This window comes from Streptomyces sp. NBC_01410 (assembly GCF_045040195.1).
Taxonomy (GTDB): domain Bacteria; phylum Actinomycetota; class Actinomycetes; order Streptomycetales; family Streptomycetaceae; genus Streptomyces.
Window position 1 is genome coordinate 2,934,170 of record NZ_CP109530.1, and the last position, 20,972, is coordinate 2,955,141.

Annotated in this window: 19 protein-coding genes and 3 pseudogenes; 11 read left to right on the forward strand and 11 right to left on the reverse strand. The window is 68.7% G+C overall.

Translation table 11 applies throughout. The features are described from left to right. Positions 1 to 8: 8 nt before the first annotated feature. On the forward strand, positions 9 to 443 hold the full coding sequence (locus OG741_RS13445) for a Fur family transcriptional regulator (RefSeq protein WP_405597405.1): 435 nt from the start codon (positions 9 to 11) through the stop codon (positions 441 to 443). Positions 444 to 446: 3 nt separating this feature from the next. Here OG741_RS13445 and OG741_RS13450 read toward each other — a convergent pair whose 3' ends face one another. The 3 genes from OG741_RS13450 to OG741_RS13460 all read right to left on the reverse strand — a co-directional run bounded on the left by OG741_RS13450 (position 447) and on the right by OG741_RS13460 (position 5,164). After that, on the reverse strand, positions 447 to 1,796 hold the full coding sequence (locus OG741_RS13450; RefSeq protein WP_405597406.1) for a hypothetical protein: 1,350 nt from the start codon (positions 1,794 to 1,796) through the stop codon (positions 447 to 449). Between the two features lie 287 nt (positions 1,797 to 2,083). Further along, on the reverse strand, positions 2,084 to 3,436 hold the full coding sequence (locus OG741_RS13455; protein ID WP_405597408.1) for a carbohydrate-binding protein: 1,353 nt from the start codon (positions 3,434 to 3,436) through the stop codon (positions 2,084 to 2,086). Between the two features lie 144 nt (positions 3,437 to 3,580). After that, the gene (locus OG741_RS13460; protein ID WP_405597410.1) at positions 3,581 to 5,164 is read right to left on the reverse strand and encodes a sigma-70 family RNA polymerase sigma factor; all 1,584 of its coding nucleotides are present in this window, start codon (positions 5,162 to 5,164) and stop codon (positions 3,581 to 3,583) included. A gap of 489 nt (positions 5,165 to 5,653) precedes the next feature. On the opposite strand from OG741_RS13460, the gene OG741_RS13465 reads away from it, so the two are divergent. The 4 genes from OG741_RS13465 to OG741_RS13480 are packed head-to-tail and all read left to right on the forward strand — an operon-like array spanning position 5,654 to position 7,573. Next, on the forward strand, positions 5,654 to 6,031 hold the full coding sequence (locus OG741_RS13465; protein WP_405597412.1) for a hypothetical protein: 378 nt from the start codon (positions 5,654 to 5,656) through the stop codon (positions 6,029 to 6,031). A gap of 23 nt (positions 6,032 to 6,054) precedes the next feature. After that, complete coding sequence (locus OG741_RS13470; RefSeq protein ID WP_405597414.1) at positions 6,055 to 6,741, forward strand: hypothetical protein; 687 nt, start codon at positions 6,055 to 6,057, stop codon at positions 6,739 to 6,741. 30 nt (positions 6,742 to 6,771) lie between these two features. Next, a complete protein-coding gene (locus tag OG741_RS13475; protein WP_405597416.1) occupies positions 6,772 to 7,155 on the forward strand; it encodes a hypothetical protein in 384 nt (127 codons plus the stop codon). A 43-nt stretch (positions 7,156 to 7,198) separates the two neighbouring features. Continuing rightward, complete coding sequence (locus tag OG741_RS13480) at positions 7,199 to 7,573, forward strand: hypothetical protein (protein WP_405597418.1); 375 nt, start codon at positions 7,199 to 7,201, stop codon at positions 7,571 to 7,573. A 147-nt stretch (positions 7,574 to 7,720) separates the two neighbouring features. Here the strand turns inward: OG741_RS13480 and OG741_RS13485 are convergent, their stop codons facing one another. Beyond that, complete coding sequence (locus OG741_RS13485) at positions 7,721 to 10,678, reverse strand: AAA family ATPase (protein ID WP_405597419.1); 2,958 nt, start codon at positions 10,676 to 10,678, stop codon at positions 7,721 to 7,723. A gap of 472 nt (positions 10,679 to 11,150) precedes the next feature. On the opposite strand from OG741_RS13485, the gene OG741_RS13490 reads away from it, so the two are divergent. Beyond that, on the forward strand, positions 11,151 to 11,588 hold the full coding sequence (locus OG741_RS13490; protein ID WP_405597422.1) for a hypothetical protein: 438 nt from the start codon (positions 11,151 to 11,153) through the stop codon (positions 11,586 to 11,588). 149 nt (positions 11,589 to 11,737) lie between these two features. On the opposite strand, the gene OG741_RS13495 is transcribed toward OG741_RS13490, so the two are convergent. The 3 genes from OG741_RS13495 to OG741_RS13505 form a co-directional block, all read right to left on the reverse strand. Beyond that, on the reverse strand, positions 11,738 to 12,598 hold the full coding sequence (locus OG741_RS13495; RefSeq protein ID WP_405597423.1) for an isoprenyl transferase: 861 nt from the start codon (positions 12,596 to 12,598) through the stop codon (positions 11,738 to 11,740). 14 nt (positions 12,599 to 12,612) lie between these two features. Further along, positions 12,613 to 13,359 (reverse strand): DNA repair protein RecO, encoded by a 747-nt coding sequence (gene recO, locus OG741_RS13500; RefSeq protein WP_324977518.1) that lies wholly within the window; start codon positions 13,357 to 13,359, stop codon positions 12,613 to 12,615. A 173-nt stretch (positions 13,360 to 13,532) separates the two neighbouring features. Further along, a complete protein-coding gene (locus OG741_RS13505) occupies positions 13,533 to 13,802 on the reverse strand; it encodes a DUF1905 domain-containing protein (protein ID WP_266476529.1) in 270 nt (89 codons plus the stop codon). Positions 13,803 to 13,974: 172 nt separating this feature from the next. Here OG741_RS13505 and OG741_RS13510 point away from each other — a divergent pair, with 172 nt between their 5' ends. Further along, positions 13,975 to 16,500 (forward strand): SpoIIE family protein phosphatase, encoded by a 2,526-nt coding sequence (locus tag OG741_RS13510; protein WP_405597425.1) that lies wholly within the window; start codon positions 13,975 to 13,977, stop codon positions 16,498 to 16,500. Positions 16,501 to 16,526: 26 nt separating this feature from the next. On the opposite strand, the gene OG741_RS13515 is transcribed toward OG741_RS13510, so the two are convergent. Beyond that, the gene (locus OG741_RS13515; RefSeq protein WP_405597427.1) at positions 16,527 to 16,742 is read right to left on the reverse strand and encodes a hypothetical protein; all 216 of its coding nucleotides are present in this window, start codon (positions 16,740 to 16,742) and stop codon (positions 16,527 to 16,529) included. Further along, positions 16,739 to 16,978 (reverse strand): hypothetical protein, encoded by a 240-nt coding sequence (locus OG741_RS13520; protein WP_405597429.1) that lies wholly within the window; start codon positions 16,976 to 16,978, stop codon positions 16,739 to 16,741. The genes OG741_RS13515 and OG741_RS13520 overlap by 4 nt, the downstream gene beginning before the upstream one ends. Positions 16,979 to 17,093: 115 nt before the next feature. Here OG741_RS13520 and OG741_RS13525 point away from each other — a divergent pair, with 115 nt between their 5' ends. The 3 genes and pseudogenes from OG741_RS13525 to OG741_RS13535 form a co-directional block, all read left to right on the forward strand. Further along, positions 17,094 to 17,927: a Scr1 family TA system antitoxin-like transcriptional regulator gene (locus OG741_RS13525; RefSeq protein ID WP_405597431.1), complete on the forward strand. Its 834-nt coding sequence runs from the start codon at positions 17,094 to 17,096 to the stop codon at positions 17,925 to 17,927. Continuing rightward, a pseudogene (locus tag OG741_RS13530) lies at positions 17,909 to 17,989 on the forward strand (DUF397 domain-containing protein); the annotation flags it as partial. The gene OG741_RS13525 and the pseudogene OG741_RS13530, both read left to right, overlap by 19 nt. A gap of 78 nt (positions 17,990 to 18,067) precedes the next feature. Then, positions 18,068 to 18,178: pseudogene (locus OG741_RS13535) on the forward strand (DUF397 domain-containing protein); the annotation flags it as partial. On the opposite strand, the gene OG741_RS13540 reads toward OG741_RS13535, so the two are convergent. Then, the gene (locus OG741_RS13540; RefSeq protein WP_405597433.1) at positions 18,129 to 18,971 is read right to left on the reverse strand and encodes a hypothetical protein; all 843 of its coding nucleotides are present in this window, start codon (positions 18,969 to 18,971) and stop codon (positions 18,129 to 18,131) included. The pseudogene OG741_RS13535 and the gene OG741_RS13540 sit on opposite strands and share 50 nt — an antisense overlap. Positions 18,972 to 19,276: 305 nt before the next feature. Between OG741_RS13540 and OG741_RS13545 the strand changes: the two genes are divergently transcribed. Beyond that, positions 19,277 to 20,638 (forward strand): FAD-dependent oxidoreductase, encoded by a 1,362-nt coding sequence (locus OG741_RS13545; protein ID WP_405597434.1) that lies wholly within the window; start codon positions 19,277 to 19,279, stop codon positions 20,636 to 20,638. Positions 20,639 to 20,655: 17 nt separating this feature from the next. Here OG741_RS13545 and OG741_RS13550 read toward each other — a convergent pair. Beyond that, positions 20,656 to 20,891: pseudogene (locus tag OG741_RS13550) on the reverse strand (MMPL family transporter); the annotation flags it as partial. Positions 20,892 to 20,972: the final 81 nt, after the last annotated feature.

Sequence of the window (20,972 nt, forward strand, 5' to 3'; positions counted from 1 at the left end):
AGGCAGCTGTGGTGACGGCGCCAACCGGCGGGAACACGGCCCCAGTGCGAGGCCGGTCGACCCGGCAGCGCGCCGCGGTGGCGGCGGCGCTCGACGAGGTGGACGAGTTCCGCAGCGCGCAGGACCTGCACGACATGCTCAAGCACCGCGGCGACTCGGTCGGCCTGACCACGGTCTACCGGACCCTTCAGTCGCTCGCGGACGCGGGCGAGGTGGATGTACTGCGCACGTCCGACGGCGAGTCCGTCTACCGCCGCTGCTCGACGGACGACCATCACCACCACCTGGTGTGCCGCGTCTGCGGCAAGGCGGTGGAGGTGGAGGGCCCGGCGGTGGAGCAGTGGGCGGAGACGGTGGCGTCGCAGCACGGGTTCGTGAACGTGGCACACACGGTGGAAATCTTCGGCACCTGCGCGGAGTGCGCAGCGGCGGCCTCGGCCTGAAGGTCACAGCGGTGCCGGCGGCATGGACGACGCGGTACCGAATGCCCGGAGTTCGATGCACGGCTCGGTGGTCGTCGGGCAGTGCGCGGTGACGTGGACACGGTGCGCGCCGTCGACGGGGATGATCGGCACCGAGATGTCGTGCACGGAACCGTCGGCGGTTGGAGTGATCCGCGCCAGCGGTAATCGGGCAGGGGAATCGAGCACGAGCTCTATCCAGGCACCGCCGCCCGGCGGCCCGGCGAGCCTGGCGTGGGCGAGGGTGTCCCCGATGGCGAATTCGACACGGTCGTAGTGCAGGAGGGCGGAGCTTCCCAGCACACGGGTGCCCGGGGCGGAGCCGGCAGTTGTCCCCTGCTGGGACGTGTACGCATCGGCAGGGACGCGGTCTGTGGCCCGGAGCGTAGGGGCAGTCGGTGCTTCGGGCGACGGCTGGTCGTCCGGCGCGGGCGAGGACCGGGACGCAGATGGCGGGTGTCCCTGGCCGCCGCGCTGCTGATCGCAGGCGGCCAGCGCGGCCATGCCCACGCCAACACCGGTCAGGAAGCCGATGACCGCGACGGCGGCCCGGGAGCCACGAACGATCCGCTGGGACGCCGCCCCCCTTCTTCCCCGGTGCCGCGGGGCGGTGGCCGCCGGGGCCCGGCGTACGCGCGACCGCTGTGCGGGGGTTTCGACCCGGGATCGCTCCAACAGCCTCGTCAGGAACGGCGGATCGTCCAGTGGCACGGGGATGGCGGCCTTGGCACGCAGGTAATCCTGACCGGTCCACCATCCCAACAGCCGTACGGGCAGCTGCATTTCCAGCTGTCCGTCGAGCCGGGACACATCCTTGTAGAGACCCATGCATGCCGGACAGATGCGGAGATGTTCCGCGGCCTCCTCGGTCGGCGGCGCCTCGGGCCGCTGGGACAGCCGTTTGATCACCTCCCTGCAGTCCTGACGCTCCAGCCGCTCGAGGTACAGGTCCGTACGGGCCTGGCGCAGCGCGCTTCTGGCCTGTTCGCATGCAGCCGGAACCGCATGGAGGGCCAGCCCCGTGATGCGGGCCGTCGACGCGGGATCGTCCCGGTCCACCACCGAGTGCCACAGCAGACACTGGGTGGTGGCCGGGAGGCGTTGGAACGCGAGAGCGAGCTGGCCGTCCTCTCCCCACGGCCACCGGCCTCCCGCCGCGACCCAGGCCCGGAAGTCCGGCGACAGCGCTTCGCGCTCCCGGTGCCAGCTCGTGATCGCCGCGGTGCGGACGTTGCCGAGTAACTGGGGTCGCAGGCAGCCCGGATGACGTTGTCCGACGAAGCCCTCCCCGGACACCATCCGTTGCAGCAGTTGCGCGAAGACTTGTGATGTCACCTCGTGCGCATGCAGTGGACCCGGCATGCATTGGGAGGCGTACGCCTGCACGGCGGCGTAGTGGCGGCGATAGAGATGCCGAAAGAGTTCGACTCGTCCTTTGCGCACCGCCTGAATCAGAGCTGTATCGGAAAGGGGCTGCTGTGACGGTCGCGAACCCAGGACCAATTGCATCGAGAAACCTTCCACTCAAGTCCGGTGGCGGCCATGGGTGAAGGGCCCGCATGGCGTCACCGGCCTGCCGGCCGTCGTCTTGCTCCGGAGCCGGCAGAGAATTCCGGGGAGACTCAGCTGAAGGTGAATGCGGTGATGCTGACGCAGGAGTTGCCCGCGGCACAGCACGCCGTGAGATACACCGTGTGGACACCGGCGGTGGGCCGCATGGGCGCACGCACCCAACGTGCCGAACCCGCTTCGGGGGCCGGGATCGTGGCCACCACCGGAGCGTCGGGCCGGTCGAGGCGGACGGCGACCTCCGCGCCGGGCGGGCCCTGGCCCATGAGGCCGAGCGTGATGCCAATCCTGGCGTCGTCACCGAAATCGACGGTGTCGAAGCGCAGCAAGCTGCCGTCGGTGAGGGTGCGGACCGTGCCCCCCGCGGCCAGGGTGCCGCTTTCCGCCGTGTAGTCGGCGGCACGGATCACGTCCGTCGCGGGGACGAGGCGGGGACTCACATGGCCTGCCTGACTCCCGTCCGGGGCGGTCGAAGGACTGGGGGAAGGAGCGCACGGGGCCGCGTCGTCGTGCGACGCGCTCAGATTGCTCGGAGCGGGGACCACTCCCGTGGCTGCCGCACCACCGGCTGCCAGGCCCAGCCTCAGACCGGCGAAACAACGCAGCATGTTGTTCCGGCGGCGGACACGTGGGACCCGGGAAGCGGCGCGCACGGCACGTGCGAGGAAGGGCGGGAAGCCGGCAGGCGGTGTTGTCGCGGCGCGCACTTCCTCATACCGGGTCCCTTCCCACCACCCGAGGAGTATGACGGGGAGCTGAGCGCGAAGCTGCCCGTCGAGATCGCTCAGGTCAACTCGCGCTTCGCGGGAGAGAGCCGGCTCCGTGATGTCGGCGTCGGGGGCATTACCCTGCAGCGCCCGGTACGCCTCGCGCAGAGCGGTGCGGGACAGCTCCGCGAAAGCCCCGAATTCCTGCTTCTTCATGCCGAGCACACGCGCGACGTGGGCCTCCGGGTCCCGTTCGACGACGGCGTGCCACAGGAATCCCTGCGATCGCCCGAGCAGGAGGTGGTACGCCTCGGTGATTCTGGAATTCACTGACAGCGGCCATGTGCCCCCTGCCGCCGCCCAGTTGCGGAACCCGTCCGCCATGTCCCACGCCTCCGGCGCGCGGTTCCACTCGCGCAGCGCCAGCGTGCGCGCGGTGGTCAACAGGTGCACCCGTATCGAGCCTGCGGGTGGGCTACCGCCCACCGTCGCGTCGTAGAGGTCGCTGAATACCTGTTCGGTGCCCCTCGAGACAGCGGCCCGGTCCTTGAAACAGGTGGTGAGGTAAGCGACGACGGCGGGCCAGTGACGCACCACGACGGTCTGAAAGGCCGCCGTTCTGCCGTGTCGTACGAGCTGTCCGATCTCCGCATCACTGAAGCGCCGGTGGAGGTGATGCGCGAGGACACTTCGGACCATCGGGTCCCCCGGGATGTGTGTCGTATGTACAGACGGTCACAAGGAGGACGGCGCCCGGCGGAGACCCTCCCGCCACTTTGCTAACACTTTGCTCAATGGGCCCGTGCGGCGGTGACGGGCGTCGCACGGGCCCCGGCCAGTCAGTCACTTGCCGTCGAGGAGGTATCGGAGCCGTGCGCTGTTGTAGTAGTTGTACGTGATCACGACGGGGGCGTCCTTCTCAGGCGGCGTATCGGCCCACCAGTCCAGCATGCCGATTTGCATCTCGTCCCAGGGCTTGCCGTCTTCGAGTTCGGCACGCACCAGGTAGCTGCCGTCACTCTCTCCCCACCACGGGTCGAAGCGGAACAGCTGTCCTGTGGCGTCCGTGCGGCAGGGTCTCATCGCGATGGGAATGTGGTCGGCCTGCCCCTGTACGAGGGTGCCTTCGCGGTAGTCGATGCACTCGCCGGTGGCGGCGTTACGCAGCCAGGTGTAGTTCGCATCGCGCTTGAAGGAGAAGGTCTCCCACACCTGGTCTTTACTGTCGTCGCACGCGTTCTGGACGACACTCCTACCGGCGGGCTCGAGGCACACTGTGCTGATTCCTGCGTTGCGGAGGCGGCTTGACCATTTAACGGCCCCGAGGTCTGCCCCGGTGGGCGATGGCTGCGCCGGTTTTGACTCTGTGGCGGAGGGCACGGCACGGCGCGCCGCAGCGGCCTGGGAGGGCGTGGCCGTGAGGGTGACGGGCGGCTGCTGCTCGAAGACCGTAATGGGCGGCTGCCCTATGTGCGCAGGCGGCGAGCTCGCAGGCCCCTTCCCGTCGTCACCGAAAGGCATCGGCAGGACGAGAACTCCGATCGCGATAGCGGCGACAACGGAACCGGCGACCGCGCCCGAGGACAACGGGGAGTCCTTGGCCTTGGCCCACCACCCCGTACCGCCGTCCAGGGGGACGGAGCCGTCCGGTGCGCCGGGTGCGACGGCCATACCACCAGCACTCGCGCCCGCTTCCGCCAGCCGCGCCGCCACATACGCCGAGCCTCCCCACAGCAGCACCCCGGCCGGCAGCGCCGAGCTCAGCCGCTCATTGAGGTCGGTGAGTTCGATGAGCGCCGCGCGACAGCGCTCGCACTCTGCAAGGTGCCGGTCGAGGTCCTTGTTCGCACGGCGGCCGGTGCGGCGCACGGCCGCGCCGAGCAGGGAACTGTAACGGCGGCATTCCTCGGTGCCGGACGCGTGCTCTGCGTACACCGCCAGATATGCCTCGCGCAGACCTTCCCGGGCGCGGTACGCCAGCGAGCTGACACCGCTCTCGCCCAGGCCGAGCAGGGGGCCGACCTTCGTGGCCGGTTCCTCCTCGACGGCGGTGTGCCACAGGACGGTCTGCCAGCGCTCGGGCAACGAGCGGAACGCCCGTAGGACAAGGCTGTTCTCCTCCAGGCGGAGTATCCGCTCCTCGCCGCTCTCCGCCTCGGGGGTGTCGGGCACGTTGGCGAGCCACTGCTCGAAGTCCGGTGACAGTTCGGTGCGGCGAGCTGTGCCCGCCCAGTCGGCGGCGGTGCGGCGGACGATGGTGAGGAGGTACGGGCGCCAGGCGGCTTCGGGACCGCCGCCGGACCGTACGGCTCGGAGTGTGCGGGCGAAGGCTTCCGAGGTGAGGTCTTCGGCGGTATGCCGATCGCGACAGCAGGCGAGTGCGTAGCAGAAAACGGCGGACCGGTGCCGGCGGTACAGCTCATCCACTGGAGCGTCTGACTCCAACTCTCTGATGGCTGCGGTGAGTTCGGAGTCAGATGGGGACGTCTCCTGGTCATCGGGCATGCGTCACCGAGGCCTTCCACTTGGCTGGAAACGGCATTCTGGCCGATGTTCGAATATCGACGGAAGCGCTTTCAGGTAATCCGGCTCCCTCCCAACGCCGAGGCGTTCTGGCACGTCGAGGCCTCTGCGTCGTCAACGAGGTTTGGTACACGGTTGAATCCTGGATCGTCTCGTGGGGGAACTGGCCCGCTGATCCCGTGGTTCCTTCCGCAGACTCTCGTGGTCGCCCACACCCCCTTCACTCGTGAACCGAAGAATTCAGGCACAGCGCTTTACGTCAACGCCCCTGCCCGGCCTAACGTGGCGAGGACGCGGCCCGAGCTTCGGCATGAAAAGCAGGCACGGAAAGAAATGCTCGTCGCTGCCGCAGTACAGACAGAGCCTCCATGACACAGAGAAGGGAGTGGAACCGTGAACAATCGCCGGAAAGGCCTACTCGGCTTGGTCACGTTGGGGGTTACGTGCCTCTCAATCGTGGCGCTGACACCTGCTGCACACGCAGGAACCGACAACTACATCCAGATCACGCACAACGCCGGCTTCGTCGCGAACACCTGCTTCAATTGGCGCGACGCCGAGAACAAGAACTACTGCAACAACGCACGGCCGGTCGGGACTTCCTGGAAGGCATATTTCCCCGCGGAAGCGACCGGAGCCATGATCGACCTGAGTATCTGGCCCGGCTACACCGCCAAAGCCAGCGCCGTGGTGACCGACACCAACCGGAACCACTGCTTCGAAATCAGCGGCAGTGCCCTCAATCCGACGCTGCTCGAAACCGGCTGCTGAACGCAGGACAGGAGGAAAGAACAGTGATCTCGATATCCCGAACAGGTCTCGTCGCCGGTGCGCTCACGATCGCAGTTGCGTCAGCCGTACCGACAGCGTCCGCGGCTCCCTTCCCCGAGGTGAACGGTCACACGGACAACTGGGTGAACGAGGGAACTCCGTCGGTCGAGTACGACAACGGGTACAAGGTCGACTCACAAGCCGAGGTCCGGGCCGCTCTGGATCAGTGCAAGGACCGATCCGTGTCGTGCGTGACGACCACCGTCAGCACCCCGACCCAGGTGACGAAGTGGTTCGACGTGGAAAACACCGGCACGGGCACCGGTCCTATCGAAAACTGCGGCCAGGGCGAAGGGGAAATCAACCAGACAATCGGCGGGACCCACACCTTCACCTGGGGGTGGAACGTCGGCGGCAGCGTGGATGTAACCATCAAAGACGTGCTGAAGGTGGGCGCCACTGCGCAATACAACGAGAGCACCGCCGAAGCCAAGAGCGGTGACATCAGGATCACCGTGAAGAAGGGAGAAAAGGGGATGCTCAAGATGGGATACGACATGGAGCGCAGTATCTCCGATGTAACCATCCAGGGCGGCAAGTTCGGCGGTGCGAAAATCTCCGGACTGCGGCTGGAGATTCCCCTCAAGGGTGGCATGCGGGTGGGCACCGACGTAGTGCAGTGCGGTGGCACCCTGCTGAACGGCCGCTGATCCAGCAGGTCCTGCAGAAAGGTCAATCCCATGCGAAATGTGAAGCGGTCGGCGGCATGGGGTGCCACCGGCTTCGTAATCGCTCTGGCCGGCGCGGTGTGTACTGCGCCGCCGGCTTCGGCCGGATCGGGCAATTACATCGGGTTCACGAACAACGGATGGTTCGTGGTCGACACCTGCTACAAGTGGCAGTCCTCGACGACCCCGGACTCGTGCGACTACGCCAAGCCCATCAATACGGACTGGCGGGTGGAAATACCGGAGGATGCGACGGGTGTCAGGGTCGAGGTGACCGTCGCCGGACAGGTCGCCGGAGGCAACGTGTCGCCGCAGATCACCGACCTGAATCGCAGCCACTGCTACGAACTCAAGGGCACCACGTTCGGCCCGAGTATCGCCAAGAAGGACTGCTAGACCCGACTACGGGAGCGAGAAGATGAACGCTGGGCTGCGAAAGATGAAACGATCGGCGGCATATGGTGCCGCTGCCCTCGGAGTTGCTCTGGCCGGCGCGGTGATGACGGCACCGCCGGCGTCCGCGAGTTCGGACAACTACATCCGGTTCACGAACGACTCGGGGTACTTCATCGACACCTGCTACACCTGGAAGGGCCCGGACGGCACAGAGAGCAAGAACTACTGTCACCACGCCAAGCCCGTCGGGACGGGCTGGGAGGCGTACTTCCCGGCGGAAGCGACCGGAGTCACCGTCACCGTGAACTTCACGGGAAGTCACTCGGTACCCATCTACATCGACGACGCCAACACGAATCACTGCTTCAAGTTCACAGGGGTCTGGCCGAACGGCCACGTCCTCCGCGTGCAGTGCTGAGCTTCCCGTCCGGCGGCTCGGAAACGACGGAGCACGAACGATAGCCGCGGGAAGATCCGCAGCCGGCCCCCGCGTTCCCCGGGCTCTCCACGAGTACCGGAGCGCGGGGGCCCCTTCATGCGCCCGCCACTCACTGGCCTGTCGGAGTCACCCCTCGGCGTGGGGGTCTCTTGGGCCACGGGACGAGACGTCACCCAGCACGGCGACGAGTTCGGACCTGCCGGTGATGCGGAGCTTGCGGTAGGCCCCGGTGAGGTGGGTCTCCACTGTCCTCAACGACACGAAGAGGCGCTCGGCGATCTGCTTGTTGCTGTATCCCTGGGCGGCCAAAGCGGTGACGCGTTCTTCGCCGGCCGTCAGGGAGCAGCCGTACGTCCCCCGGCTGCCGACTCGGCCGCCTGCGTCGTACAGCCGCTTCTGCAGGCGCCCCGCGAGCGAGGAAGCTCCGCACCTGACCGCGATGTCCAGCCCGCGCCGCAGGGCTGTACGGGCACCGTGCTTGTCGCCGCGCCGGAGCAGCGCGGACCCGTACTCATGGAGAGCGCGGGCGAGTTCGAGGTGAGCCGGCGTGCGCTCCAGAAGGCTCACTGCCTCAGCCTGGTGTTCCAGCCCTCGCGCTCCTCCGGCCACACTTCCGGCGGCGAGCAGCGCCACCCCGAGGGCCCGCGGGATCCGGCAGCGCCGCGCGAGTTCGAGCTCCTGCTCGATCAAGGCTCGCGCGTCGCCGTGGTGGCCCAGGGCGAGCTGGGCGGCGGCAGCGCGGGAACGCCAAGGGCAGATGACCGGATTGACCGTGCCCGCCGCATCGAAGTGGTGACCGCACTCACGGAGCAGCGACAGACCCGCACGGACATCCCCCCGCGCCGTACGCAGTGCTGCCAGGCTCATCAGGAACCGTGGCCACTCCCAGGAGACCTCAGTGGGATCCGCGGTGGAGTAGGCGCCGGCGATGTGCTCGGCGGCCTCCAGGTCGCCCTGTTCGAGGAGGGTGTCGATCCTGATCGTGTCCATCGTCATCGTGTACGGCCGTTCGCCGGCCGCGGAGGGTCCCTCGGACGCGGCCCGCGCCGCCGCTGCGGCCTTGCCGATGTCGCCCCTGCGGAGCGAAATCCCGGCCCGGTAGACCAGCAGGGACGAGGCCAGCAGCTCCAGACCCCTCCCCCTGGTCTCCCGGAGCAGATGAGTGCACAGGTCGTCGGCCCTGTCGAGCTCGTCCAGATACAGCAGGGCCTGGGCGACGAAGTAGTGCAAGGGGAAGAGGTCGTGGGAGAACGTCGGCAGATTGACGGAAGTCCGGTCCACCATTTCGGCGATGCAGGGGGCCGGTTGCGCCGCCCGCAAGGCGTTGAAGGCGCGGATCGCGAGGAGTTGCCGTTCCCCAGGGGTATTGCCGGCCAGTTCGGTGTCGAGGACGGCACGGGATGCGGTCGCCTCGGCCCGGGTGGAGGGTCGCTCGAACTCCAGCCACGAGCGCAGCGCGTGCATGCGGAGCAATGGCTCGCGGTCGGAGGATGTGGGGTCTGCCCGCACGGACAACTCTGCGGTCAGGTGGCCCAGATCCGGCGCATACGCCTTGCCTCGTGACAGGAGGTGGGAGTACGTCAGTACGCCGACGGCCTCCGAGCGGGCGGAGTCGTCGGTCAGGCCCTCAAGCGCGGCCGTCCCGTACGACACCGCCAGTCCCGTGTCGTAGTGGCTCGCGGCGACGGCGAGCTGAAGGAGCACCTGGGCGCGTTCCCCCGGCTGAACCGGTTGGTGCACGGCGTGACGCAGATATGTCACGGCCGCCTCGGCCGCGCCTCGGCGCAGCGCCTCTCCGGCAGCCCGGCGCAGCACCGTCAGGACCCAGTGCCCTGGCACCGGTCCGGCGGCCAGAAGGTGCGCCGCCACTTCCTCGTCGGGGCGGCCGCTGAGATGCAGCACATGAGCCGCCCGTGCGTGCGCCTCACCGATCTCCTGGGGCGGCCACTGGGCCAGGACGACTTCCCTGACCACGGGATGTACGAAGCGCAGTCCATCGCCCGCGCGCAGCAGACCGGAGGAGTGGAGCTCCGCCGCCGCCGACCGGATCACGGCCTCCCCTTTGCTGCAGTACGCGGCCAGCAGCGCGGGCGGCTTGTGGTCGCCCAGGATCGCCAGCCCCCGCGCCAGTGCGGCCATGTCCTCGGATCCGTGGCCCAGCCGGTGCCCGATCTCGCGACTGAGCGTATGCAGCCCGAATGTCCTGACCTTCTCCCGGTCGTCCCTCGTGGGCTGTACGCCGCTGCGCCACGCGTCGCACAGCAACGCGCGCAGAAAGAGTGGGTTTCCATCCGTAGCGGCGTGGCAGGCGGCGCAGAAGGACGGATCCGGCCGGTCCGCACCGAACACCGCGGCCACCAGCTTCTCCACACTGTGGACACCGAGCGGTTCCAGGACGGCGCTGCGGCACGTCGAGGGGTGGACGAGATCATTGAACAGATGGCCGGGGGCCGGTTTCTCACCGGTGCGGGTGGTGGCGGCCACGAGGATCGGATGCGTGTCCGCCCGGTGGACCAGGCGTGCCAGCCAGCGCAGCGACGGCGGATCGATCCACTGCAGGTCGTCGATCGCCAGCAGCAACGGCTGTCGGCGGGACAGGCGGAAGGCGAGGTTGTCCAGACTCAGCAGCGTCTCGGTGGCGTCGGAGCACACGCCGGGCCCGTCGTCGTTCCTGCAGTTCTCGGGGTCCAGGATGCGCAGCACCGTATCGCCCGCTCCTTCCAGCAGGGACCGGCGATCGCTGTCGGAGGTGGCGGCCATGAGGGGCTGCAACAGCCGGCGGACCGTACCGAATGCGAAGTCCCGCTCCAGCTGCCGGCAGCGCACCCGCAGAATGTGGAACTGCCGGGCCCGGTCCAGCCAGAAGTGCAGCAGAGCCGACTTGCCGATACCTGCGTGCCCGTCCAGCAGCACCACGCGCGTCCGCTCCGACAGGACCTCTTCGGCCACCGCATCCAAGGCCGCCAGTTCATCGGCGCGCCCGACGACCGGCCACTCCCCGTAGGCCCGTAAGCCCCTCTCCAGCGGGTCCGAACCAGGTGATTCACCCCGACTTGTCCCGTCGCTTCGCTGGCTGCTGTGCATCCGGTGCCCACTTCCGTCGTTCGGAATGCGAGACGACGGTTCATCGGTCCAGGTTGCGCCGGAGCAGCGTATTCCTCACCCGGGGCGCGGGTTGCGGGCTCCCGCGCCGGGTGCGCACCGTCTGGGGCCGCTACGGGGCTCGTATTCTGGACCGCGCTGCATTCGATTTGCGGCTCCGCCGCGTGGTCACCGCGCTTCGCGCGAGCTGCGCCGCTTTACGTCCAGAACACGCCCCCTACGCGTCCCCTGCGTGCGGAACGGAACCGGCGCACCCCGCGCGGCGAAGCGCCGCGGCGCGAAGTTGCCGCCCAGGTGTGGGGGCGCCAGCCCCCAGGACGAATGCGCTGTACTCCCGAAGGGTGACGCAGAGCCTTTCCGACCATTGTCGCGCCTTGGCGGGGAAGTGATTCGGAGGCCCGAAAGATTCGGCGGCATCCCGCGCGGGCGCCGCACGTCAGAAGTGGAGTCGGCCTTGGCGCCTGTACCGAACGGCCTCTACATGATCGCCCGTCCTGGCGAGCAACTGCTCACGCTGGGCGAAGAGGAGCCCAAGACACCCGTTGTCCTGCTGCCGCCCACCGGCAACCCCGGCGAGCAGGAATGGCAGCTGGAGGGGCTCAGCAACGGCAACTGCACGATCCGCAATCTGAGGACCCAGACGTATCTGTCCTTCGACGGCGACCCGGAGATCAACAAGCCGGTCGTCGGGTACCCCGAGCCGCGCGAGTGGGCGCTCTACCAGAGCGCGGAGCCGCACACGTTCCACGTCGTCGTCCCTGGAGGCCCCGTCGACGGCGAGGAGCTGGCCCTGGACCTCAGCCTGCTGAGGATCTTCCCTCCCCGAACCGCCCTGAGGCCACTCGACGTCAGCGAACGACGCCAGGCGTGGACCTTCCAGTTCATGGAGTAGAGGCCCGAACTGGGTGCCCGGGTCGGCGGCCGACCCGGGCACCGCCCCGGAAATGCGGCCCTGCGACGACAGCCCGCCTGCGGTGTTCACCGGGAATCGCCACGACCCAGTACGCGATCTCCACGGGAAGCAGGCCGCGTTTCAGCAGGTCAGCGAGTTTCGTCGGTTGCCCACGTACCCTCCGGCCGACCGCGCATCGCCTCCAGCTCCTCGTTCGGGATCGCGCCCCCGAAGCGACGGTCCCGCTGCGCGTACTCCAGGCACGCCCGCCACAGGTCCCGCCTGTCGAAGTCCGGCCACAGCACGTCCTGGAACACCATCTCCGCGTAACTGCTCTGCCAGATCAGGTAGTTGGACGTCCGCTGTTCGCCGCTCGGCCGCAGGAACAGGTCCACGTCCGGCATGTCGGGGTAGTACAGGTACTTCGCGAAGGTCTTCTCGTTGACCTTCGACGGGTCGAGCTTCCCCGCCGCCACGTCCCGCGCGATCGCCTGCGCCGCGTCCGCGACCTCCGCGCGCCCGCCGTAGTTGACGCAGAAGTACAGCGTCATGGCGTCGTTGTCCTTCGTCTGCTCCTGCGCGATCTGGAGCTCCTGGACGACGGACTTCCACATCTTCGGCATCCGGCCGACCCAGCGGATACGGATGCCCAGCTCGTCCATCTCGTCGCGCCGGCGCCGGATGACGTCCCGGTTGAAGTTCATCAGGAAGCGCACCTCGTCGGGCGAGCGCTTCCAGTTCTCGGTGGAGAAGGCGTAGAGCGAGAGGTTCTTGACGCCCATCTCCAGGCAGCCCTTGAGCACATCGAGGACGACACCCTCGCCGACCTTGTGCCCCTCGGTGCGCGGCAGCCCGCGCTCCTTGGCCCAGCGGCCGTTGCCGTCCATGACACACGCCACATGGCCTGGCACCAGCTCGCCGGGGATCTTCGGCGGGCGCGCGCCGGACGGGTGCGGCTCGGGGACCTTGTACTCGCGGCGGGACCGGCCCAGGATTCCGCGTCGTGCCATGCGGCTCACATCTCCTATTTCTCTACGTACCTCAGCGAGCGCAGGCCGCGCTCCAGGTGCCAGTGCAGATAGGCGGACACCAGCCCGCTGCCCTCCCTGACGTGGCGCGCCTCGCACGCGTCCGCCGTGGGCCAGTCGCCGGTCAGCAGCGCGCTGAGCAGACCGATGGCCTCCGCAGAGGGTACGACGCTGCCGGGCACCCGGCAGTCGCCGCATATGACGCCGCCGGCGGCGACGGAGAAGAACCGGTTCGGCCCGTGCATGCCGCATTTCGCGCAGTCCTCGAAGCTGGGCGCGTAGCCGTTGACGGCGAGGGAGCGCAGCAGGAACGCGTCGAGAATGAGGTGCGGCGCATGCTCGCCACGGGCGAGGGTGCGCAGGGCGCCGACGAGGAGCAGGTACTGCTGGACGGCAGGCTCGCCCTCGTGGTCGGTGAACCGCTCGGCGGTCTCCAGCATCGCGGTGCCCGCGGTGTAGCGGGCGTAGTCGGTGACGATGCCGCCACCGTACGCGGCGATGGTCTCACTCTGGGTGCACAGAGGAAGCCCGCGGCCGACGAGTTCGCTGCCGCGGGCGAAGAACTGCACGTCCACATGCGAAAAGGGCTCCAGCCGCGCCCCGAACTTGGACTTGGTCCGCCGCACGCCGCGGGCGACGGCCCGCACGCGCCCGTGCCCGCGCGTGAGCAGCGTGATGATGCGGTCGGCCTCGCCGAGTTTCTGGGTGCGCAGCACGACGCCGTCGTCACGAAAAAGACTCATCGCGCGCCCCCACGGGTGTGCGGCCGGGGGCACGGGGGGTGTCCCCCGGGTGAGCACAGCATGATGCGGTCGGCCTCGCCCAGCTTCTGGGTGCGCAGCACGACGCCGTCATCACGGAACAGGCTCATGGAGCCATTGTCCCGTACGGACAACGGCCGCCCGCCATCGCATCGTCAATCCTCCACGCGCTCCTCAAGGCGTACGGTCACCGAGTCCCCGGCCTCCTTCCCGATCGCCTTGCGCACGTCCGCCTTCACGGGCAGCTTGTGCGTGCCGTCCCCGAGCGCCATGAAGGAGCTGCGGAACGGATGACCGTCGATCGTCCCCCTGACCTTGACCAGGCCCCGGGTGCCGAAGTACTCGACCGACTCGGGCCACACCAGATACGTCCAGCCGCCCTTCTCAGGGCTCTTCTGCAGCGTCGCGCTGAATTGTTTGTCCATGCAGATAGGACGGCGCGAGGCGGGCAAACTCATCGCCCCTCCCGATCGGTGCGGCGTCCCGCCAGGTTTCGCACGGACCCATTCCATAGAAGAATTGGGCAGACACCCCTGACGTGCGGGCCACGCCACCATTGCAGCGATCGGGGCCAGCGTGTCGTCCAGCGATACCAGGTTGAGTACGCATCCCTTCGGCACCACGAGCGCCGACGGCACGGACGCCGACGGCACGGCGGAGCGTGACGACGCACTGGCTGAAGCCGTCCTCAAAGCCGTCGAGGTGACCGGGGCCCATGCGGCGAGTGTGTTCCTGGTCTCGCGCAACCGTCAGACGCTGATACTCGCCGCGGCGGCCGGGATGCCGCCTTCCCTGCTCGGCGGCTGGCGGCGGATTCCTGTGAACAGTTCCATTCCCGTGGCGGAGGCGTTCCGCTCCCGGCGCACGGTCCATCTGGTCGACGCCGAGGACACCATGCGGCGTTTTCCTCAGCTCGCTGTCGCGTTGCCCTACCCCTTCGGCTCCGCCTCCGTACCGGTCACGGCGGGGCAGGAGACCTTCGGCTCCATGGCCGCGGTCTGGGCCGCCAGGTCCGGAGGGGAAGGGCTGTCCAAGGCCCAGCGACGGCAGTTGCGTACCGCGGCCGGCCGCCTCGGCACCGCGCTCGCCCATCTGAACGCGCGCGGCGTCGACGTCGGGTACGAAATGGAGACCGGTCCGCTGGAGGTCCCGGTACCTTCCCCCTCAGCGGTACGGGTTGGCCTGTTCGACTGGAACCTCGACACCGGAGCCCTGGAAGCGGATGCCACCGTGTGCGCGGCCTTCGGCCTCGCCCCGGACGAGTACGACGGACGAGCGGCCACGCTGGAGGCCCAGGTGCACCCCGCGGACCGTCCCGGTTTCCGCGGTGCCGCCCGTGCCGCCCTCAAGGACGGCCGCGTCCTCGCCCAGAGTCTGCGCGTGCCGGAGAAGGGCGGCGGTCACCGCACCATCGAGCTGTGGGGCCGGATACCCGAACCCGGCGCCGTCCGGGAGTCGCCGCCCCACCTGGTGGGCGGGGTCCTCGACCTCGGAGCCGGAATGGCCGCCGTCGCGGCGATCGAACGGCTCGCGGACGGCTTCTTCGCGCTCGACCGCGAGGGGCGCGTGGCCTACGCCAACCACAGCCTGGTGCGGCTGTTGCACGTACGCCGGGAGGATCTGGTGGGCCGCCGCCCCTGGGACGTACTGCCGTGGCTGGCCGAACCCGCCTACGAAGACCGTTTCCGGGCCGCCAGGGTCTCCCAGCAGCCCGTCTCCTTCCTGGCCCGATCCCCCGAGCGGTGGCTCGTCTTCTCGCTCCGCCCGGATGCGCAGGGCCTGACCGGCTGGGCCGCCCCGGCCGGTCAGGCGGTCCCGGCCGGTGCCGAGCCCGGGGCACCCCCCGAGGAGGCAGGCGGGGCCGCTCCGTCCTCGGCGCGGCCCGCGCCGACGCCCCTGGGCGCCATCTATCGCGTCCTTCAGATGAGCAGCGCGCTGACCGAGGCGGTCACCGCGCGCGAAGTGTGCGACGTCGTCGCCGACCAGCTCATGCCCGCCGTCGGCGGAGACCGACTGGCGATGCTCGTGGTGCACGAGCGGCACGTATATGTGCTGTCGCAGCGTGGCTACCGTGAGAACTTTCTGGAGCGGCTCGAGGGCCTGCCGCTGCATGACGCCGCCCGGGAGCCCGTGACCGGGGCGCTGACCTCCGGGGTGCCGCTGTTCATCGAATCGCGGGAAGGGTTCAATGCGGCCTATCCCGAGCTCCAGCCCGAGTCCAGCTCCTTCGTGTTCCTGCCCCTGATCGCCTCCAGCCGCCCCGTGGGTGCCTGCATCATGGGCTTCGACGAGGTCCACCGTTTCTCCGACGAGGAACGGAGCCTCCTTACCGCGCTGAGCGGCCTGATCGCCCAGGCACTGGAACGTGCCAGGCTCTACGACGCCGAATTCACCCTCGCCCGGGGCCTGCAGAACGCGCTGCTTCCGCACCGACTGCCCGTACTGCCGGGCGTCCGCGTCACCGGCCGGTACCTGGCCGGTACGCGCGGGATGCACATCGGCGGCGACTGGTACGACGTGATCCCCACGGACCGCGGCGTCGTGCTGGTCGTCGGGGACGTCGAGGGCCACAACGTCGCCGCTGCGGCCGCCATGGGCCAACTGCGAAGCGCGGTACGGGCCTTCGCCTCCGCAGGCCACCGACCGAGCGATGTGATCGCCCGTACCAACCGGCTGCTCATCGACCTCGACCCCGGGCTCCTCGCCAGCTGCTGCTACGTCCTCCTCGACCCGGGGCAGGGAGTGGCCCACGTGGTGCGCGCGGGGCATTGCCAGCCCCTCCTGCGCCGACCCGACGGGCACACCGAGATCCTGGATCTGCCGGGCGGCCTGCTCCTCGGGGTGGACCGCGCCGCCGACTACCCGGAATCGGAGCTGCGTCTCGTGCCCGGCTCGGTCCTGGCCCTCTACACGGACGGACTGATCGAGACCCGCGAGTCCGACATCGGTGTCGGCATGGACCGGCTGCGGACCCTGCTGGCCCATGCCGCTGCGGGCTCCCTCGAAGAACTGGCCGACGCCCTCCTGCGGGACGCCCGCCAGTCCCCGAACCGCATGGACGACATCGCGCTGCTGCTCACGAAGTACACCCGTGCATCGCCGCCGACAGCCCCCGCCGGGTGAGCGGAAGCGGGCACCGGACGGCCGCTTCAGGTCACCTCGCCCCGGCTGCGCGCGTTCACGTACGCCGTCGTCGCACTGATCCGCTCCACCGCGGTCGCGAGCCGCACCTGGTCCGGCTCGCACTCCCACTCCCGGCCCCCGCCGACCGGTCTCAGCAGCAGCCGCACCCCCGCCTCCCCCATGAGCCGGCCCACCGTGCCGCTGCGCATGTCGACGACGTACGTCCCGATGGGCGCGGTCACCGTGCCGCGCCCTCTTCCTTCGGCAGTACTGCCGTGAGCATCCGGACGATGTCGATCGTGCAGCGCCCCAATTCGACCAGGGGACAGGGCGCCTCCCGTGCGTACGAAGCGGGCTCCAGGCGCAGTGACGGCAGAGTGATGCCGGAACGCTCCAGGGCCGTCCGTAATTTGTTCACAGCCTCCTCGGCCTCTTCGATGCATTCCATCGAGTGCCGCGGGTTTTCCTTGCTCGCCATGACTGCCCTTCCCGATCCGGTTTCACCTTTCGCATTACAACTGTGAGGGCTCGCAGCTACGCTCAACAGAGGGCCGCGCACTACAACTGGGCAGCAGTAACAAGGGGTTTGATCCATGGCCAACGGTTCACGACAGGCGGCTTGGGAGTTCTTCGGTGCCGAGCTGAAGCGGCTCCGGGAGGACGCGGGAATCACTCAGGCGGCCTTGGGGGCAAGCGTTTTTGTGTCAGGCGGATACATCGGCCAATTCGAACAGGCCATTCGGAAGCCGCAATTGGATGTGGCTCAGCGGATCGACGAGACGCTGCAAACCGGAGGCTTTTTCGAGCGGATGTGCCGGAAGCTGATCAATAGCTCGCGGTACGCGGACTACTTCGCGGCCGCGGCGGAGCTTGAAGCGCTGGCGACGAGGATCAGCGAGTTCGCGCCCACCGTCGTCCCCGGGCTCCTCCAGACCGCGGACTACGCCCAGGCGGTCGTTCTGGCCAGCAATCCGCTCGCCTCCGACGAGTACGTCCAGGAGACGGTCAAGGCGCGGATAGACCGCGCCCAGATCCTGAAGGACGCTGCACGGCCCGTGTATTGGGCGATCCTGCACGAGACCGCTCTGCGGATCCCCGCGGGCGGCCCTGCCGCCATGGCGCGCCAGCTGGACCACATCGCGGCGCTCGTGCGCGAGCGCAAGACCCTGATCCAGGTGTTGCCGTACGCCGCCGGTGCGTACCCGGAGATGGGCAAGGCCCTGAAGCTCATGGAGTTCGAGGACGCTCCGCCAACGGCCTATACAGAGGCGGTGTTTTCGGGGAATCTGCTGGACGATCCGGCAGTGGTGAAGCGGACACAAGCGGCCTACGATCTGCTGAGGGCCGCCGCGCTGTCGCCGGAGGCGTCCCTGGCCCTGATCGACTCGGCGGCGGAGGACTTCAGACGATGCGTGAGTACGACCTGAGCACCGCCCAGTGGCGCAAGAGCAGCTACAGCGACGGGCACGGCGGCGACTGCGTCGAAGTGGCTTACGACTTCCCGGGCGCCGCCTGGCGCAAGAGCACGCACAGCGACGGGAGCGGCGGCGAGTGCGTCGAAGTCCTCGACAACGTCCCCGGCGTCGTCCCCGTCCGCGACAGCAAGAACCCCACCGGCCCCGTTCTCGTCATCGGAGCCGCCAGTTGGACCGCTTTCGTCGAGGGTGTTCGCCGCTAGGCGGTGTCATCTCCACGTCCTTGTTGATGGCGCGGGCCATGATCACCCCGATGAGGATCAGCCCGACGCTGAACCAGGACGCCGCTGCGTCGAAGATCAGGGAGACGACGCCCACCGGGATGATGAGGCCCGCCAGCGGGGTCAGCAGGTTGCGCACCGGCGGTGGGGTCCCGGCGCCATGGCTGCGGGCGCGGACGACATGGGGGTACCACTCCGAGAAGCTCATCGCGGTGACCATCGCCGCGATCTGGATGATCCAGGTGGTCCAGAGGTTGTCCGGGTTGTGCAGGACGAGGTCGCCGAAGCCGCCCGCGAGGGCCGCGACGAGGAAGGCCGTTCCCCAGGCGCCGGTGATCACATAGTTGATGTGGAGGAACTCCGGGGACTTCCAGTACTCGGGGCCGACCCGTTCGCGTCCGTACTGCATCGTGAACGGCACCCGTACGACCATGGAGCCGAAGGCGATGACCACCAGCGTGAGGTTGGAGATCTCGCCCGCGTAGGTGTCGAGCCATCGATAGGTGCCGGGCGACGCGGTGACTCCGACGGTGGCCAGGACGGCGAAGGAGACGACGCCCGCCACTTCGAGGATCTTGAGCGGGGTGCCGCGGTAGACCATCCGCCCCGCGCAGAAGAGCACCACCGACAGCGCGAGGGCGAGGCTCACCGCCAGTCCGAAGCGGCCGGGGCCGACGAGGACCGAGAAGACGATCCACGGGGACAGACCGACGATCGGGCTTTCCAGCGCGGCGGCGAGACGGCCGCCGGGTGCCGTGCGTGACGCAGGGTTCATGGCGGGGGCCCCTTCGCCGGGCAGATCCTCCTGCTCTCCAGCGTGCTCCGAGATCCCCCGCCGCGCTACAGCGGTAGGCCGGGGCCGCCGAGGGCGGCCGCAGGGCAGGAGGTTAGGGTGTCCTTACCCCGCCCCCCCCGGGTGCCGGGTCATAGATCAGGCTTATGGGTCCATAGGTGCAGGGCGGGTACCGCGGTGGGAGCGCTGTTGCCAGGGTGGCGCACGAGAGTCGGCTCCCTCCGCACACGCCTGGCCGTCTCACTCGCCGGGTCACGCCCGTGGACATCGTTCGAAGGGAACCATTCATGCCCCGCCCTCTGCGGATCGCGATCGTCGGTGCCGGCCCGGCCGGAATCTACGCCGCCGACGCCCTGCTGAAGTCCGAGGCCGCAGTCGAGCCCGGTGTGTCCATCGACCTCTTCGAGCGGATGCCCGCGCCGTTCGGTCTCATCCGGTACGGCGTCGCGCCCGACCACCCGCGGATCAAGGGCATCATCACCGCACTCCACCAGGTGCTCGACAAGCCGCAGATACGTCTCTTCGGAAATGTCGACTACCCGAGCGACATCGCCCTGGACGATCTGCAGGAGTTCTACGACGCGGTGATCTTCTCCACCGGCGCGGACGCGGACCGGGACCTCGACATACCCGGCATCGAGCTGGACGGCTCGTACGGCGCCGCGGACTTCGTGTCCTGGTACGACGGGCACCCCGATGTGCCGCGCACCTGGCCGCTGGAGGCGGAGAAGGTGGCCGTACTCGGCGTCGGCAATGTCGCCCTCGACGTGGCCCGCATCCTGGCCAAGACAGCGGACGAGCTGCTGCCGACCGAGATCCCGCCGAACGTGTACGACGGCCTGGCGGCCAACAAGGCCCTCGAAGTGCACGTGTTCGGACGGCGCGGCCCGGCACAGGCCAAGTTCAGCCCGATGGAACTGCGGGAGCTCGACCACTCGCCGAACATCGAGGTGATCGTCGACCCCGAGGACATCGACTACGACGACGGCTCCATCGCCACCCGCCGATCCAGCAAGCAGGCGGACATGGTCGCGAAGACCCTGGAGAACTGGGCGATCCGCGACGTCGGCGACCGGCCGCACAAGCTGTTCCTGCACTTCTTCGAGTCCCCCGTCGAAGTCGTCGGCGAAGACGGCCGGGTGGCGGGGCTGCGTACGGAGCGGACGCGGCTGGACGGCACGGGCAACGTCACCGGTACCGGCGAGTTCCACACCTGGGACGTACAGTCCGTCTACCGAGCGGTCGGCTACCTCTCCGACGAACTGCCCAAGCTGCCCTTCGACTTCATCAGCGGGACCGTGCCGCACGAGGGCGGCCGCGTCATCGAGGCCGGCGAGCACCTCCAGTCGACGTATGTGACCGGCTGGATCAAGCGCGGCCCGGTCGGGCTCATCGGCCACACGAAGGGCGACGCGAACGAGACGGTCGCGAACCTGCTCGAGGACCACGGCAACGGGCGGCTGCGTGTTCCGGCTGCGCCGGAGGAGGAAGCGGTCGTCAACTTCCTTGAGGGGAAGGGCGTTTCGTACACCACGTGGGAGGGCTGGCACCGGCTGGACGCGGCGGAGCGGGCGCGCGGTGAGGCGGAGGGGCGCGAGCGGGTGAAGATCGTGGAGCGCGAGGAGATGCTGCGGGCGAGCCAGGCGTAGCCCTTGGCGGGCCGCTGCATCAGGGTCGTGCCGTCCCTGGACGGGACGCTCAACGTCCGCTTTCCGCCAGCCAGTTGATGGGCCGCGGCAATCTCCCCCAGCTGCCGGTCCGCGGCGGAACGGTAGGCCGCGGTCAGCCCGCCGTCGCGGTGGTAGACGAGGACGAGCTCGGTGGACTCACACCGGGCAGCTGCTGCTGGACTTTGGCGACCTGGGTGGAGTCCGCGCCGGCCGGGAGACCTGCGAGGGTTCGGCCGATCCGCTGAAGGTGGTGCCTCTCCCCCCATACTCACCTCGCTCGCACGGCACTCCACGACCACCTCGAAGATCAGAC

Coding starts and splice junctions, on each gene's coding strand:
- OG741_RS13480 (WP_405597418.1), top strand. CDS start 7,199: ATGAAACGATCGGCGGCATATGGTGCCGCTGCCCTCGGAGTTGCTCTG.
- OG741_RS13455 (WP_405597408.1), bottom strand. CDS start 3,436: ATGGTCCGAAGTGTCCTCGCGCATCACCTCCACCGGCGCTTCAGTGAT.
- OG741_RS13495 (WP_405597423.1), bottom strand. CDS start 12,598: ATGGCACGACGCGGAATCCTGGGCCGGTCCCGCCGCGAGTACAAGGTC.
- recO (WP_324977518.1), bottom strand. CDS start 13,359: ATGAGTCTTTTTCGTGACGACGGCGTCGTGCTGCGCACCCAGAAACTC.
- OG741_RS13505 (WP_266476529.1), bottom strand. CDS start 13,802: ATGGACAAACAATTCAGCGCGACGCTGCAGAAGAGCCCTGAGAAGGGC.
- OG741_RS13525 (WP_405597431.1), top strand. CDS start 17,094: ATGGCCAACGGTTCACGACAGGCGGCTTGGGAGTTCTTCGGTGCCGAG.
- OG741_RS13475 (WP_405597416.1), top strand. CDS start 6,772: ATGCGAAATGTGAAGCGGTCGGCGGCATGGGGTGCCACCGGCTTCGTA.
- OG741_RS13545 (WP_405597434.1), top strand. CDS start 19,277: ATGCCCCGCCCTCTGCGGATCGCGATCGTCGGTGCCGGCCCGGCCGGA.
- OG741_RS13540 (WP_405597433.1), bottom strand. CDS start 18,971: ATGAACCCTGCGTCACGCACGGCACCCGGCGGCCGTCTCGCCGCCGCG.
- OG741_RS13520 (WP_405597429.1), bottom strand. CDS start 16,978: ATGGCGAGCAAGGAAAACCCGCGGCACTCGATGGAATGCATCGAAGAG.
- OG741_RS13485 (WP_405597419.1), bottom strand. CDS start 10,678: ATGCACAGCAGCCAGCGAAGCGACGGGACAAGTCGGGGTGAATCACCT.